General features: G+C 66.6%; 13 protein-coding genes and 2 tRNA genes. 12 read left to right on the top strand and 3 right to left on the bottom strand.

All coding sequences use genetic code 11. From position 1 onward, the window contains the following. Positions 1-19: 19 nt before the first annotated feature. From ilvB to AC3A5N_RS06865, 7 genes are all read left to right on the top strand, one after another. Positions 20-1,768 carry a biosynthetic-type acetolactate synthase large subunit gene (ilvB, locus tag AC3A5N_RS06895; RefSeq protein ID WP_487736567.1) on the top strand — a complete coding sequence of 583 codons (1,749 nt, stop codon included), beginning with the start codon at positions 20-22 and terminating at the stop codon, positions 1,766-1,768. Continuing rightward, complete coding sequence (gene ilvN / locus AC3A5N_RS06890; RefSeq protein WP_487736566.1) at positions 1,768-2,283, top strand: acetolactate synthase small subunit; 516 nt, start codon at positions 1,768-1,770, stop codon at positions 2,281-2,283. Before ilvB ends, ilvN begins: the two co-directional genes overlap by 1 nt. A 115-nt stretch (positions 2,284-2,398) precedes the next feature. After that, the gene (ilvC, locus tag AC3A5N_RS06885; protein ID WP_487736565.1) at positions 2,399-3,418 is read left to right on the top strand and encodes a ketol-acid reductoisomerase; all 1,020 of its coding nucleotides are present in this window, start codon (positions 2,399-2,401) and stop codon (positions 3,416-3,418) included. A gap of 37 nt (positions 3,419-3,455) precedes the next feature. Continuing rightward, positions 3,456-4,121, top strand: a complete 666-nt coding sequence (locus AC3A5N_RS06880; RefSeq protein WP_487736564.1) for a YceI family protein — start codon at positions 3,456-3,458, stop codon at positions 4,119-4,121. A 187-nt stretch (positions 4,122-4,308) separates the two neighbouring features. After that, positions 4,309-5,988: a 2-isopropylmalate synthase gene (gene leuA, locus AC3A5N_RS06875; RefSeq protein ID WP_487736563.1), complete on the top strand. Its 1,680-nt coding sequence runs from the start codon at positions 4,309-4,311 to the stop codon at positions 5,986-5,988. Between the two features lie 50 nt (positions 5,989-6,038). Next, a complete protein-coding gene (locus AC3A5N_RS06870; protein ID WP_487736562.1) occupies positions 6,039-7,079 on the top strand; it encodes an amidohydrolase family protein in 1,041 nt (346 codons plus the stop codon). Positions 7,080-7,162: 83 nt separating this feature from the next. Then, positions 7,163-8,134, top strand: coding sequence for an NAD(P)H-dependent flavin oxidoreductase (locus tag AC3A5N_RS06865; RefSeq protein WP_487736561.1), 972 nt, complete (start codon positions 7,163-7,165; stop codon positions 8,132-8,134). Here the strand turns inward: AC3A5N_RS06865 and AC3A5N_RS06860 are convergent. The 3 genes from AC3A5N_RS06860 to AC3A5N_RS06850 form a co-directional block, all read right to left on the bottom strand. Next, positions 8,092-8,658 (bottom strand): AHH domain-containing protein, encoded by a 567-nt coding sequence (locus AC3A5N_RS06860; RefSeq protein ID WP_487736560.1) that lies wholly within the window; start codon positions 8,656-8,658, stop codon positions 8,092-8,094. The two genes, AC3A5N_RS06865 and AC3A5N_RS06860, sit on opposite strands and share 43 nt — an antisense overlap. Next, the gene (locus AC3A5N_RS06855) at positions 8,651-9,373 is read right to left on the bottom strand and encodes a hypothetical protein (RefSeq protein WP_487736559.1); all 723 of its coding nucleotides are present in this window, start codon (positions 9,371-9,373) and stop codon (positions 8,651-8,653) included. Before AC3A5N_RS06855 ends, AC3A5N_RS06860 begins: the two co-directional genes overlap by 8 nt. 161 nt (positions 9,374-9,534) lie before the next feature. Continuing rightward, the gene (locus AC3A5N_RS06850; RefSeq protein WP_487736558.1) at positions 9,535-10,026 is read right to left on the bottom strand and encodes a flavodoxin family protein; all 492 of its coding nucleotides are present in this window, start codon (positions 10,024-10,026) and stop codon (positions 9,535-9,537) included. 80 nt (positions 10,027-10,106) lie between these two features. Between AC3A5N_RS06850 and recJ the strand changes: the two genes are divergently transcribed. The 5 genes from recJ (at position 10,107) to AC3A5N_RS06825 (ending at position 14,083) form a co-directional block, all read left to right on the top strand. Continuing rightward, positions 10,107-11,894: a single-stranded-DNA-specific exonuclease RecJ gene (gene recJ / locus AC3A5N_RS06845; RefSeq protein ID WP_487736557.1), complete on the top strand. Its 1,788-nt coding sequence runs from the start codon at positions 10,107-10,109 to the stop codon at positions 11,892-11,894. 81 nt (positions 11,895-11,975) lie between these two features. Then, a tRNA-Glu gene (locus AC3A5N_RS06840) sits at positions 11,976-12,050 on the top strand. A 40-nt stretch (positions 12,051-12,090) separates the two neighbouring features. Next, positions 12,091-12,165: transfer RNA gene (locus tag AC3A5N_RS06835), tRNA-Glu, on the top strand. A 133-nt stretch (positions 12,166-12,298) separates the two neighbouring features. Continuing rightward, on the top strand, positions 12,299-12,799 hold the full coding sequence (locus AC3A5N_RS06830) for an anthrone oxygenase family protein (RefSeq protein ID WP_487736556.1): 501 nt from the start codon (positions 12,299-12,301) through the stop codon (positions 12,797-12,799). Between the two features lie 87 nt (positions 12,800-12,886). Then, positions 12,887-14,083 (top strand): ATP-binding protein, encoded by a 1,197-nt coding sequence (locus AC3A5N_RS06825; protein WP_487736555.1) that lies wholly within the window; start codon positions 12,887-12,889, stop codon positions 14,081-14,083. Positions 14,084-14,109: the final 26 nt, after the last annotated feature.

Below are 14,109 nucleotides of genomic sequence, written 5' to 3'. Positions count from 1 at the left end.
AGAAGGAAAGGGTCGGACAATGGCGGAGGAGCGCAGCGGCGCATCCATCCTGATCGAATGCCTGGTTCGGGAGGGCGTCGAATTCGTCTTCGGCTATCCCGGCGGCGCGGTGCTACCGATCTACGATGAGCTCTTCGCCGACACGCGCGTCCGCCACATCCTCGTCCGCCACGAGGCCGGCGCAGCTCACGCGGCCGAAGGCTACGCGCGCTCGACCGGCAAGCCGGGCGTGGTGCTTGTCACCTCCGGCCCCGGCGCGACCAATGCGGTGACCGGCATTGCCGACGCTTTCATGGATTCCATCCCGATGGTGGTCATCACCGGCCAGGTGCCGACGGCGCTGATCGGAACCGACGCGTTCCAGGAAGCCGATACGATCGGCATCACCCGCCACTGCACCAAGCACAATTATCTGGTGAAGGATCCGACACAGCTCCGCGCGACGATCGAGGAAGCCTTCCGCATCGCCACGACTGGGCGGCCCGGTCCGGTGGTGATCGACATCCCGAAGGACGTGCAGATCGCTCTCGCAAGCTGGGACGACCAGGACACTGCTCCCCTGCCCTCATCCCGCTATTCGCCGCCGGTGCAAGGCGAGACGGACGAGATCGCTCAGGCGATCGAGATGCTGGCCGCGGCCGAGCGCCCGATCTTCTACACCGGCGGGGGCGTCATCAACTCGGGCCCCGAGGCGAGTGCACTGCTGCGCCGTCTGCAGGACCTGACCGGCGCGCCCGTCACCAGCACTCTGATGGGTCTCGGCGCGTTTCCTTCCGATCATCCGGACTGGCTCGGCATGCTCGGCATGCACGGAACCTACGAAGCGAACATGGCGATGAATCGCTGCGACGTGATGGTCTGCATCGGCGCCCGTTTCGACGATCGCGTGACAGGACGGCTCGACGCGTTCTCCCCTGATTCGAAGAAGATACACATCGACATTGACAGGAGCTCGATCAACAAGACCGTGCCGGTCGACCTCGCTATCCTGGGCGACTGCGGGCATGTGTTACGCCAATTGATCGCCGCATGGGGCACGCGCAAACCGCGCGATCTCGGCGAATGGAAGGCCCGCATCGCTGGCTGGCGTGCCTGCGAATGCCTGGCCTATCCGCCGAGCAAGACCGAGATCATGCCGCAGAAGGCGATCGAGCGGCTGTTCGCCCTCACCCGCCACCACAACCCGATCATCTCGACCGAAGTGGGCCAGCACCAGATGTGGGCGGCGCAGTATTTCGGCTTCTCCGATCCCAACCGCTGGCTCACCAGCGGCGGCCTCGGCACGATGGGCTATGGCTTGCCCGCCGCGATCGGTGCGCAGCTCGGCAATCCCGACGCGCTGGTGATCGACATCGCAGGTGAAGCCTCGATCCAGATGAACATCCAGGAACTCGGCACCGCGAGCCAGTACCGCCTGCCGGTCAAGATATTCATCCTCAACAACGAGTACATGGGCATGGTCCGCCAGTGGCAGGAACTGACTTACGAGAGCCGCTATTCGAATTCCTACTCCGACAGCCTGCCCGACTTCGTGAAGCTCGCCGAAGCGTACGGCTGGAAAGGCATCCGGATCGAGGACGAGGCGGACCTTGACGCCGGGATCCAGGCGATGATCGAGCATGACGGGCCGGTGATGGTCGACTGCCGCGTGTCGAAGGGGGCGAACTGCTTCCCGATGATCCCGAGCGGCGCTGCGCATACCGACATGCTGCTCTACGGCGACCGCGTCAGCGGCACGATGGACGACGAAGCGAAGGCGCTGGTGTGATGCTGATCAAGGAAGCCGAATCGCAGCGCCACGTGCTGGCGATCACCGTCGACAACGAGGCGGGCATTCTCGCGAAGATCGCGGGGCTGTTCACGGCGCGCGGGTACAACATCGACAGCCTGACCGTGGCCGACATCACCGAGAACCACGCGGTCAGCCGGATCACCATCGTCACCAACGGTCCGCCGGAGGTGATCGACCAGATCCACGCGCAGCTCGACAGGCTGGTGCCGGTGCACAAGGTCGTCGACCTTACCGAGGAAGGCCCGCACGTCGAGCGCGAGCTGGCGCTGGTCAAGGTTGCGGGCACAGGCGAGAAGCGGGTCGAGGCGCTGCGCCTCGCCGACATCTTCCGCGCCCGCCCGGTGGACACCACGACCGAGAGCTTCATCTTCGAGATCACCGGCCCGCCGGAGAAAGTCGACAGCTTCGTCGGCCTCATGCGCGAGTTGGGGCTCGTCGAAGTCGGCCGCACCGGCATTGTGGGGATGATGCGCGGGGCACAGGGGGCCTGAGCCTTTGCCGGCACCCCAGCCAAGCTGGGGTCGGGCGCAGCCAAGTGAGACTATGTGGACAGCGGTCCCAGCTTGCGCTGGGACGACGACATTCGAGAGAGACGAGGAAACCGACGTGAAAGTCTACTACGACGCCGATGCCGATCTGAACCTGATCGTCAACAAGAAGATCGCCGTGCTCGGCTACGGCAGTCAGGGCCACGCGCACGCGCAGAACCTGCGCGATTCGGGCGTGAAGGACGTCGCGATCGCGCTCCGCGAGGGTTCGGCCACCGCCAAGAAAGCGGAAGCCGCCGGCTTCACCGTCATGTCGAACGGCGAAGCGGCGAAATGGGCCGACGTGCTGATGATCCTCGCGCCCGATGAACATCAGGCCGCGATCTGGGAGAACGATCTCGCCGGCAACATGAAGCCGGGTAGCGCGATCGCCTTCGCCCACGGGCTCAACATCCACTTCGGCCTGATCGAGGCGCCGAAGGACATCGACGTGATCATGATCGCGCCGAAGGGCCCGGGCCACACGGTGCGCAGCGAATACCAGCGCGGCGGCGGCGTCCCGTGCCTGATCGCGGTCCACCAGGACGCGACCGGCAATGCGCACGACGTCGCCCTCGCCTATGCCAGCGGCGTCGGAGGCGGCCGCAGCGGGATCATCGAGACGAACTTCAAGGAAGAGTGCGAAACCGACCTGTTCGGCGAGCAGGCGGTGCTCTGCGGCGGCATCACCCACCTGATCCAGGCCGGGTTCGAAACGCTGGTCGAAGCCGGCTACGCACCCGAGATGGCCTATTTCGAGTGCCTCCACGAAACCAAGCTGATCGTCGACCTGCTCTACGAAGGCGGGATCGCCAACATGCGCTATTCGATAAGCAACACCGCCGAATACGGCGACATCAGCACCGGTCCGCGGATCATCACCGAAGAGACCAAGGCGGAGATGAAGCGAGTGCTGGCCGACATCCAGTCGGGCCGCTTCGTGAAGAACTTCGTCCTCGACAACCGGGCCGGCCAGCCCGAGCTCAAGGCCGCCCGAAAGGCGGCCGAAGCGCACCCGATCGAGCAGACCGGCGCCCGCCTGCGGGCGATGATGCCCTGGATCGGCCAGAACAAGCTGGTCGACAAGGAGAAGAACTGACGGCATCTTTCGCGCCGACAGCATACGGAGACGCGAGATGACGAAGACGACCTGGATCGCCGCAATCGGCGCGGCAACGCTCGGCCTCTCGGCCCTGACCACGCTCGGCGCGCAGGATGCGCCGCCCGAGGTGCCGGGCGTCATCGATCCGAGCAAGATCACCGGCGGCACTTATGCCGCCGATCCGGCGCACAGCCTGGTCCAGTGGCGGGTCAACCACTTCGGCTTCAACGACTATTTCGGCATCTTCGGCGATGTCGAGGGAACGCTGCGACTCGATCCGGCCAATCCGGGCCAGTCGTCGGTCGACGTCACGATCCCGGTCGCCAGCGTCACGGTTGCGAGCGAGGGACTGCGCGATCACCTGCTGCGGCCCGGCAAGGATGGCGGCGCGCCCGACTTCTTCGGCCCCGAGCCCGCGCCGGCGCGATTCGTCTCGAAGTCGGTCCAGGTCAGCCCCGGCGGCATGACGGCCGACGTGGTCGGCGATCTGACGCTGAACGGCGTCACAAAAGAGGTTACGCTCGCGGCGCGCTTCACCGGCACCGGCCCCAATCCGATGACGAAGGCGGAGACGGTCGGCTTCGAAGGCCGAGGCCTTATCAAGCGCTCGGATTTCGGCATCGGCTTCGGCGTGCCGGTGGTGTCCGACGACGTGGAACTGGAGTTCACCGCCGCCTTCGAGAAGCGCCCGGCGGAATAATCCGGCCTCGATCGCTTGCCATCGCGGTAACTTTGAGTCATTGGGAGCACCATGACACGCAACGGACTTATTCTGCTTCGACTTACTCGCCCTTGGGCGTGACCTGACGCGTGCCTTGCGGGTGCGCGAGGCGCCCAAGGGGTCAGGCCACCAGACAGCAGAACCTTCCGTTGCGAGATTCCCTACAATGACCATGCTCCGCGAACCGTCGCGCAAGTACCGCCCCTTCCCCCAGGTGCCCTTGGCCGATCGCCAATGGCCGACGCGCGCGATCGAGGCCGCGCCGCGCTGGCTCTCGACCGACCTGCGCGACGGCAACCAGGCCATCGTCGACCCGATGGATTCGGCGAAGAAGAACCGTTTCTTCGACCTTCTGGTCGAGATCGGGGTGAAGGAAATCGAGGTCGGCTTCCCCAGCGCGGGCGCGACCGAGTTCGACTTCATCCAGGGCCTCGTCCGCTCTGGACGCGTTCCCGACGACGTGGTGGTGCAGGTCCTCACGCAGAGCCGCGAGGATCTGATCCGCACCAGCTTCGCCAGCCTCGACGGCGCGCGCGCGGCAATCGTGCACCTCTACAATGCGGTCAGCCCCGCCTGGCGCGATATCGTGTTCCGCATGAGCCGCGAGGAGGTGAAGGCAATCGCCGTCGCGGGTGCCAAGGTCATGCGCGACGAGGCGAGCAGCCACCCCGGGACCGAATGGCATTTCCAGTACAGCCCGGAGACGTTCTCCACCGCCGAGCTCGATTTCTCGATCGAGGTCTGCGAGGCGGTGATGGAGGTGCTGGCGCCCACACCGGAGCGGCCGATCATCCTCAACCTTCCGGCGACGGTCGAGGCGGCGACGCCCAACATCTATGCCGACCAGATCGAATACTTCTGCCGCAATCTGCCGAACCGCGAGAGCGCGGTGATCAGCCTCCACACGCACAACGACCGCGGCACCGGCGTCGCAGCGGCCGAGCTCGGCCTGATGGCAGGCGCGGACCGCGTCGAAGGCTGCCTCTTCGGCAATGGCGAGCGCACCGGCAACTGCTGCCTCGTGACCGTAGCGCTCAACATGTACACGCAGGGCGTCGATCCGGGGCTCGACTTCTCCGACATCGACCGGATCATCGAGACGGTCGAGTACTGCAACCAGATCCCGGTCCACCAGCGCCATCCCTATGGCGGCGAGCTTGTGTTCACCGCCTTCTCCGGCAGCCATCAGGATGCGATCAAGAAGGGGTTCGAGGCTCGCGGGAAGCAGAACGACGAATTCTGGCGCGTGCCCTACCTGCCGATCGATCCGGCCGATCTCGGCCGCGACTACGAGGCGGTGATCCGCGTCAACTCGCAGTCCGGCAAGGGCGGCTTCGCCTGGGTGCTGGAGCAGGATCAGGGGCTCAAGCTGCCCAAGAAGATGCAGGCGGACTTCTCCAAGCACGTCCAGCGCATGGCTGACGAGCTCGGGCGCGAGCTTAACGCCGCCGACATTTGGGAGGTTTTCAAGCAAACCTACCACGTGCAGGTGCGGCCCAAGCACTTTCAGCTCGTCGACTATGAGGAAACGCGCGCTGGCGACGGTACCCGCGTGTTTGCCGGGACGGTCGAGGTGGAAGGGAAAGTGCAGAGCGTTTCCGGGCGCGGCAACGGCCTGATCTCCTCGGTGGTGGCGACCCTGAAGGACAGTTTCGGGCTGGACCTGGAGGTATGTGACTACACCGAGCATGCGCTCTCCACGGGATCTGACGCGCGGGCGGCGGCCTATCTCGAATGCGCCCTGCCCTCCGGCGAGCGTGTCTGGGGCTGCGGCATCGACGAGGACGTGGCCACCGCCAGCGTGCGCGCCGTGCTGAGCGCGGCGAACTCGGCTGCTGCGATCTAGCTTGTCAACATCGGCGGTGCGGTTAGCGTGGCGATCCGGGAGGAGCCGCCATGACCGAAGAGATCATCGAACCCGATCTGCCGATCGTCGATCCGCATCACCACTTGTGGGACCTGCGCCCACTTCTGCCGGCATTTCCCGAGCCGCGGCACGCTTTCCTGGAAGCGATTGTCGGCGCGGCCCAGTACACGTTCGACCAGCTTCAGACGGATACGCAGAGCGGCCATAACGTCCTCGCCACCGTGTTCATGGAGTGCGGCGCGTTTTACGATGCAAGCCGCAGAGACGCGCTGAAGCCCGTCGGGGAGGTCGAGTTCGCGAATGGCGTCGCCGCGCAGGGGGCAAGCGGGCTCTACGGCGCCTATCGCCCTTGTGCGGCGATCGTCGGCCACGCGGACCTGAGGCTGGGTGCGGCGGCCGGCGAAGTGCTCGACGCGCTGCAGGCCGCATCCCCGCGCTTCGTCGGCATCCGCCATCAGGGTGCGTGGGACGCCGACCCGGAAGTGCTCGGTCCACCCTTCCATGCACCCGAAGGCCTCTATCGCGGCGCCAAGTTCCGCGAAGGGTTTGCCGAACTCGGCAAGCGCGGGCTGACCTTCGATGCGTGGGTGCTCGAACCGCAGCTTGGCGACGTGCTCGATCTCGCGCGCGCCTTTCCCGATCAGCCGATCGTGCTCGACCACTGCGGCACCCCGCTCAACATCGCCTGCTATCGCGGTACGCTGGGCGAGCATTTTGAGCGCTGGCGCACCAGCGTGCGCGCGATCGCGGAATGCCCGAACGTCACCGTCAAGCTCGGCGGCCTCGCGATGGCCTTCTGCGGCATGCCGGAGGAAGGCCCGGCCGAAGGCTACAGCTCCGAGGAACTCGCCGCGCTGTGGAAGCCGTACATCGACACCTGCATCGAAGCGTTCGGCGCCGATCGGGCGATGTTCGAAAGCAACTATCCGGTGGACCGCTGGGGCGCCAGCTACCCGGTGCTGTGGAACGCCTTCAAGCGGCTCGCCGCCGGGGCAAGCGAGAACGAGAAGCGTAGCCTCTTCGCCGGCACCGCGGCGCGCATCTACGAGATCGAGCACGTCCTTGCCTGACCCTTACGTAACGGCAATCTCGACAAGGCGGCGGCACCCCGATAGCCCGGCGCAATAAGTTGCAATCGACAACGGAGAACCGGATGCCCCTTCCCGCCCCTTTCGACCGCCTGCGCCTGCCCGTGATCGGATCGCCGCTGTTCATCGTATCCGGCCCCGAACTGGTGATCGCGCAGTGCAAGGCAGGGATTGTCGGCTCCTTCCCCGCACTCAACGCCCGGCCATCGGGCGTGCTGGATGAATGGCTGCACCGGATCACCGAGGAACTGGCGGCGCACAACCGCGACAATCCCGATCGGCCTGCGGCACCCTTCGCCGTGAACCAGATCGTCCACAAGTCGAACGATCGCCTGGAGGAGGACATGCAGGTCTGCGCCAAGTGGCAGGTGCCGCTGGTCATCACCTCGCTTGGCGCGCGAGAGGAGATCTTCGCGGCCGTGCGCGGCTGGGGCGGGATCACGCTGCACGACGTGATCAACGACCGTTTTGCCCGAAAAGCGATCGAGAAGGGCGCCGACGGCCTGATCCCCGTCGCGGCCGGCGCCGGCGGGCACGCCGGCGTGCAGTCGCCCTTCGCGCTAATGCAGGAAATCCGCCAGTGGTTCGACGGGCTGGTCGCGCTTTCCGGCTCGATCGCACACGGCCGCTCGGTGCTTGCCGCGCAGGCGATGGGCGCGGATTTCGCCTATATCGGCTCACCCTGGATCGCGACGAGGGAGGCGAATGCCGACGAGCGCTACAAGCAGAGCATCGTCGAGAGCCGCGCGGCGGACATCGTCTACACCAACCTCTTCACCGGCGTTCACGGCAACTACCTGCGCGGATCGATCGTCGCTGCGGGGCTCGATCCCGAGAACCTGCCGGTGAGCGATCCGAGCAAGATGAACTTCGGTTCGGGCGGCAACAGCAAGGCCAAGGCGTGGAAGGACATCTGGGGCTCGGGCCAAGGCGTCGGCATGGTCGACGAGGTCGAAAGCGTGGCGGAGCGCGTCGAGCGACTTGAGCGCGAGTATCAGGCTGCGCGAGAGGAACTGGCAGCCAAAGTCGTCGGCTGAGTGGCCGACCAGAGGGCCTCCGCCATCTCGTCCATCGCAGTGAAGTCGAACCCCTGTCCGATCGGATCGCGTCGGTTGAGGACGATCCTCCGCCGCGTGTCGAGGAGCCGCCGCCGCAATCCGCGCTGGAGGAGAGCGAGCCGCATCAGCGCTTCCCCCACGGCACCTTCGGGATCGCGCGGCCGCGCTGCGGCCCACCCGCGCTCGATCTGCCCGACCCGCTGAGCGACGAGTTCGCTGTAGGTCCGGTGCGGTCCCCTGTGAAGCGGCAGGCCCGTGCGCAGCGCCGCACGCTCCCGAGCCGGAAGGAGCATGCCATTGCGCCGGAAGTCCTCGAGCCCCATCCGTGCGATCCCGAGTTCTGCAAACATCCGCTCGAAGCACCGCATCGTGCGCAACTGGCGCGGCAGCAGGTGATGGCGCTGGAGGCTCGGATCGTGTCCCGGACAATTTCGGTGGTTGACCGCTCCGAAGGGAATGCTGCGGCGGGCGCCGCCGAAACCTGCCGGCGCACGATCAGCCACGCTCGACTCTGAGGAACCGCCCGTTCCCCGAGGGCCGGAGCGTTACGCGCGCGCCTTCCGGTCCGGTCAGCGACACGGCTTCGGCGATCCTGCCGCCCCCGACCAGCTCGTTCACCAGCCTCAGGCCAAGCCGCACCGCCGCCGCGGGGTCGGGAAACTGTGCATTGTCGAAGTGTAGTTCCTGCCCGGTGAAGAACGCCAGCCCTTCGGACTGGACCGCACCGCCAAGCATCTGCCGGAACGCGCACAGGCCGAGAGCCGGAAACGGTCCGCCCGCCAGCCAGGCTTCGATCATCGACAGATAGAAGTCGCGCCCGACGAGGGTTCGCGCCGGAGTCCAAGCGACGGCCAGGGCACCCGGGAGGCGGCGTACGAGCTCTGCGCCCAGCGCGGCCTGCGCGCGCACCACGGGAACCGTGGCGCGGCCGCCTGCAAGATGAGGTCCCGGCAGGAGGCAGAGGCCTTCCCCCAGCGCCTCACCGAAATTGGGTGAAACCTCGTAGCGGTTGCGCAGCTCCGCCGCCGCGTAACCGGCACCGGGCGCCATCCCGCTCAGATCGAAGGTCATCCCATCGATCAGCAGCTCGAGCCAGAGCGCCTGGCCGCCTGCCGCTCCTCCCGGCTCCTCGCCGCCGTGACTGATCGCCACCTTTTCCGCAGCTTCTACTGCTCGGCGGACCGTGGCGACGTCGGGACGTGCCCCCGCCCGGAACATGAGCAGCAGTCCCGGCGGAGCCTCGCGCGCGGCAATGTCGGACCTGATTGCGATTGGTGCGTCCCTCGGTAGTGCGCCGAAATCCTGACGCGAAAGGCATCGCACGTCGAGTCGCCTGGGGCGAGAGATGCGTCCGGTTTCGAGGGATTTGCGATGGCTCGCTAGAACACGCCCAGAGCAAGACCTTCTGCCAGGGCCGCGCCGAGCTCGCGGCACTGCGACAGGCGCTCTGCCGAAACCGCCTTTTCCTCCATGATCGCCTCTGGCGTCTGCGCGTCGAAGCAGAGGATCACCGGATCGGCCACCCGCCGCAGGCGCCACCCGGTTGCGATGCGGTCGATCTGGCGCTGTGCGCCTTCCCCGTCGGAGCCGGCGGCGATCAACGTTGCATACGCCCGCCCCTCGATCCGGCCGAGCACGGGATAGTAGCAGCGATCGAACATCTCCTTCATCTCGCCGCTCATGCTCGCGAGGTTCTCGGGGCACACGAAAAGATAGGCGGAGGCAGCGAGGATGTGCTTCGGCGAGACCTCGCCCGCAGGCAGGGGCCGAGCCGCATGTCCCGCCCCTTCGGCGGCGGCACGTGCCATCGCCCGGCTCGCACCGGTGCGGCTGTGCCAGGCGATCAGCAGGTGCTTTCCGTCCTCGCTCATGCCGGCGAACATCGCCGATAGCTGTCGATTGTCAAACGGGGTGCTTTGCGCAAGCAGCACGGCTGCGGTAGATGCGGCCTATGGCGTCGCAATCGGTTTCCTGCGTGTTCGGCATCGAACGCTCGCTCTCCGGCAAAGCCTGGCGCTGGCGCGGCGGGAACATGGCGCTGGCCGACGGCGCCGCCTCGCTCGAGGACGATATTGTCGCGCAGCTTCTCCTGTCGCGCGGCGTCGCCCGCGAGGAGCTGGACCGGCACCGCACCCCCACTTTGCGCGAGTTTCTCCCCGACCCGTCCGCCTTCCGCGACATGGATGCGGCCGCGGAGCGCGTCGCCCAAGCCGTGCTCGGCGGCGAGGCGATCACGATCTATGGCGACTACGACGTAGACGGCGCAACCAGTTCGGCGCTGCTGATCCGACTGCTGCGCATGCTCGGCCACGACGCCGGTCACTATATCCCCGATCGTCTGCTCGAAGGCTACGGCCCCAGCGGCGAAGCGCTGGTCAGACTGGCCGAGGCAGGGTCGAGCCTGATCGTCACGGTCGATTGCGGCGCGATGGCGCACGAGGCGCTGAGCATGGCGCACGACGCGGGCGTGGACGTGATCGTGGTCGACCATCACAAGTGCGCCGCCGAGCTTCCCAAGGCTGCGGCGCTGGTCAATCCGAACCGGCTCGACGAAAGCGATCTCGGCGCGCGGCACGGCCATCTGGCCGCGGTTGGCGTGGCGTTCCTGCTGGCGATCGCCGTGGTGCGGACGCTGCGGGAGCGAGGGTACTTCTCAGGCAGGCCGGAGCCCGATCTGCGCGGCCTCCTCGATCTGGTTGCGCTCGGCACCGTAGCGGACGTCGCGGCTCTGCACGGCCTCAACCGCGCCTTCGTGGCGCAAGGCCTGAAGGTCATGGCGAAGCGCCAGAACGTTGGCATGTCCGCCCTGATCGATGCGAGCCGGCTGTCGCGCGCGCCGGTATGCAGCGATCTGGGCTTTGCGCTCGGCCCGCGGATCAATGCGGGCGGCCGCGTCGGCGAATCGACGCTCGGCGTCCGTCTGCTGACCACCGAAGATCCCGACGAAGCGCGTGAGATCGCTGCGCAGCTTTCCGCGCTCAACGAGGAACGGCGCGCGATCGAGATGGCGGTGCAGGAAGCTGCGGACGCGCAGCTCGCGCGGCAGCACAACCGCGCCGTGCTCGTACTCGCCGGCTCGGGCTGGCATCCTGGCGTCATCGGAATCGTCGCAGGGCGAATCAAGGAAAAGACGGGCCGGCCAGCGATCGTGATCGCGCTCGATGGCGAGACCGGCCAAGGCAAGGGATCGGGCCGTTCAATCTCCGGTGTCGACCTCGGCGCGGCCATCATCGCAGCGCGCGAATCGGGGCTCCTCCTCGCCGGTGGCGGACACGCGATGGCGGCGGGGCTTACGCTGTATGCAGACAAACTCGACTCGCTTGCCGACTGGCTCGACGAGCGCCTTGCGGGTGCGGTGCAGCGCGCAAGTGCCGAGCAGGTCCTGTCGCTCGATCTTTCCCTCGCTCCTGGTGGGCTGACGCCGGAGCTGGTGGAGACGCTCGAGCACGCGGGTCCGTTCGGTGTTGGTTGGCCGGGACCGAAGCTCGCGGTTGGGCCGGTGCGGCTGGTCAAGGCGGATCTGGTCGGCAGCGACCATGTGCGCGTGATCGCCAGCGGCGACGACGGGCGCTCGTTCAAGGCGATCGGTTTCCGCATGGCGGAAAGCGATCTCGGCCAGTCGCTACTCCACGGCGCGAAGGGGCGGCGGCTGTGGCTGGCCGGCCGTGCGAAGATCGACGACTGGGGCGCGCGCCCGCAGGCCGAGCTCCATCTGGAGGATGCCGCCTGGGCGGACTGACATCCGCGCGTAACGCACAGGGTTGACCGCGCCGCGCCTCCCCCCTAAGTGCGCCGCCACGCCACCGACACCTGACGGTTCGGCCCCTTCGTCTAGCGGTTAGGACGCGGCCCTTTCACGGCTGAAACACGGGTTCGATTCCCGTAGGGGTCACCACCGACGAAATGTCGCCGTGGCGCGCCATCCTTCATGGTATGGCCCCTTCGTCTAGCGGTTAGGACGCGGCCCTCTCACGGCTGAAACACGGGTTCGATTCCCGTAGGGGTCACCAACTCACGCGACAGATACCGAAGCCTTACTCGCGAGCGGGCGCACCCCGGTTCCGATGGGTGGATGACAGCTGCCTCCGCGATCTCTACCGTCCGCGCTGAGTTCGACCCGTGCCGGGAGGGAGGTCAGCGGCGATGATCTGGGTTTACCCCATCATGCTCTTTGTGGGCGCCATTTCCACCGCGCTCGTTGCCGGCATCTTCTATGCCTTCTCCTCCTTCGTCATGCCCGCGCTCGGCCGCGTTCCGGACGAGCAAGGCCGCGGCGCGATGAATGCGATCAACGTGGCGGTCTATACGCCGAGTTTCATGATCCTGTTCATGGGGACCGCGCTGCTGTCCGCCGTCCTCGCGGTCTGGTCGCTGTTCTCGATCGAAAACCTCGCGAGCCAGCTCGTGCTTGCCGCCTCCCTACTCTACCTCTTCGGTTGCTTCGGGGTGACGATAGCGTTCAACGTGCCGCTCAACCGCCAGCTCGCGGAGGTCGACGCCGGCCACGGCGATGCCCTGTGGCGGAGATTCCTGCGCGACTGGACGATCTGGAACACCGTCAGAACCGTCGGGGCCGGCCTCGCGGCGGCCCTGTTCATCCTCGGGCTGGTGCTCGGCTACGCCCCGGCAACCGCGATCGTGTGAAAGGGGCGGCGATGTTCCAAATCTCACCCGGACCTTGGCGCAATTCTCTAGCCGGAGCGGTTTCCCGAGGCTAAGGCCCCGCGCGCTATGGAGCAGGATCGCACCTACCCCGTCGCCGCGCTCGTGCTGGCCGCGATCACCGCGGTCGGCATGGCAATCGCCGGGGCGCCGCTGTGGCTTGCACTGGCAGTGCTTCTCGTCTGGGCAGGCTCACTCTGGCTCGCGGTCGCATCTCCTCCGCCGTCCCTCGAATCGGCGACCAGCGGCTCGTTCAATCGCGATGATATGGGCCAGTTCATCGAACATGCGGGAACACCGCTGCTGGTCACCGAGAACCGCCGGATCTCGATCGCCAACCGCTCCGCCCGCAATCTCCTCGGCGCCCATATCCTGGGACAGGATATCCGGGTCGCCTTCCGCCATCCCGAAGCCGTGGCGCTGCTCGAGCGGGACACGAGCGGGCAAGCAACCGTGCAGGGGCTCGTCCGCCGGCGCGACATCTGGATCCTCAACTATCAGCGGCTTGGCGAGGAGCTCGGCGTAATCGAGCTGCTCAACCAGACGGCGGAAGCCGACATCAGCCGCGCGCATACCGATTTCGTCGCCAACGCCAGCCACGAGCTGAGGACGCCGCTTTCATCGATCATCGGCTATGTCGAGACGCTACGCGAGGACGGCGGCAAGGCTCCGCCCGAAACCCGCGCCAAGTTCCTCGACACCGTCCTCGGCGAAGCGCGGCGCCTGAAAAACCTCGTCGACGACCTCATGTCGCTCTCGCGCGTTGAGGCGGAGAAGCACGACCTGCCGCAGGAACACCTCCCCTTGCGCGAACTGGTCGAGAGCGCCGCGCGCGACGCCGCCGGTCCGGAGCGGCAGGATCGCCTTGACCTCAATTGTGAAGGCGACATCGAGATCAGGGGCGATGCGCGCCAGATCGAACAGCTCATCCGCAATCTGGTCGACAATGCGCTGAAGTACGGCGCGCCTGAGGAAAAGGTCGTGGTCACCCTGCACCGCTTGCCCGAAGGCGATGCCGAACTGACCGTCACCGACCGCGGCGAAGGCATCGCGCCCGAGCATCTCCCGCACCTGACGCGCAGGTTCTACCGCACCGATCCGGGCCGCAGCCGCGCCTCGGGCGGAACGGGGCTCGGCCTGGCCATCGTCAAGCACATTGTGGAGCGACACCGCGGACGCCTCGACATTGGGAGCAAGCTTGGCCAAGGCACGACTATCACCGTGCGCATTCCGACCGTCGCCAAGACCGCCGAGGAAGTGTCATGAAATTGTCACGAAAGTTCAACAAAGCC

Source organism: Pelagerythrobacter sp. Soil_C_18, assembly GCF_057657235.1.
Note: the sequence above shows the minus strand (reverse complement) of the source record. Positions and strands in the feature narration are given on the sequence as shown.

Excerpts from the sequence above, each read along its gene's own strand:
- ilvB (WP_487736567.1), top strand. The coding sequence starts at position 20 with ATGGCGGAGGAGCGCAGCGGCGCATCCATCCTGATCGAATGCCTGGTT.
- ilvN (WP_487736566.1), top strand. The coding sequence starts at position 1,768 with ATGCTGATCAAGGAAGCCGAATCGCAGCGCCACGTGCTGGCGATCACC.
- AC3A5N_RS06880 (WP_487736564.1), top strand. The coding sequence starts at position 3,456 with ATGACGAAGACGACCTGGATCGCCGCAATCGGCGCGGCAACGCTCGGC.
- leuA (WP_487736563.1), top strand. The coding sequence starts at position 4,309 with ATGACCATGCTCCGCGAACCGTCGCGCAAGTACCGCCCCTTCCCCCAG.
- AC3A5N_RS06870 (WP_487736562.1), top strand. The coding sequence starts at position 6,039 with ATGACCGAAGAGATCATCGAACCCGATCTGCCGATCGTCGATCCGCAT.
- AC3A5N_RS06865 (WP_487736561.1), top strand. The coding sequence starts at position 7,163 with ATGCCCCTTCCCGCCCCTTTCGACCGCCTGCGCCTGCCCGTGATCGGA.
- AC3A5N_RS06855 (WP_487736559.1), bottom strand. The coding sequence starts at position 9,373 with ATGTTCCGGGCGGGGGCACGTCCCGACGTCGCCACGGTCCGCCGAGCA.
- AC3A5N_RS06850 (WP_487736558.1), bottom strand. The coding sequence starts at position 10,026 with ATGAGCGAGGACGGAAAGCACCTGCTGATCGCCTGGCACAGCCGCACC.
- recJ (WP_487736557.1), top strand. The coding sequence starts at position 10,107 with ATGGCGTCGCAATCGGTTTCCTGCGTGTTCGGCATCGAACGCTCGCTC.
- AC3A5N_RS06830 (WP_487736556.1), top strand. The coding sequence starts at position 12,299 with ATGATCTGGGTTTACCCCATCATGCTCTTTGTGGGCGCCATTTCCACC.
- AC3A5N_RS06825 (WP_487736555.1), top strand. The coding sequence starts at position 12,887 with ATGGAGCAGGATCGCACCTACCCCGTCGCCGCGCTCGTGCTGGCCGCG.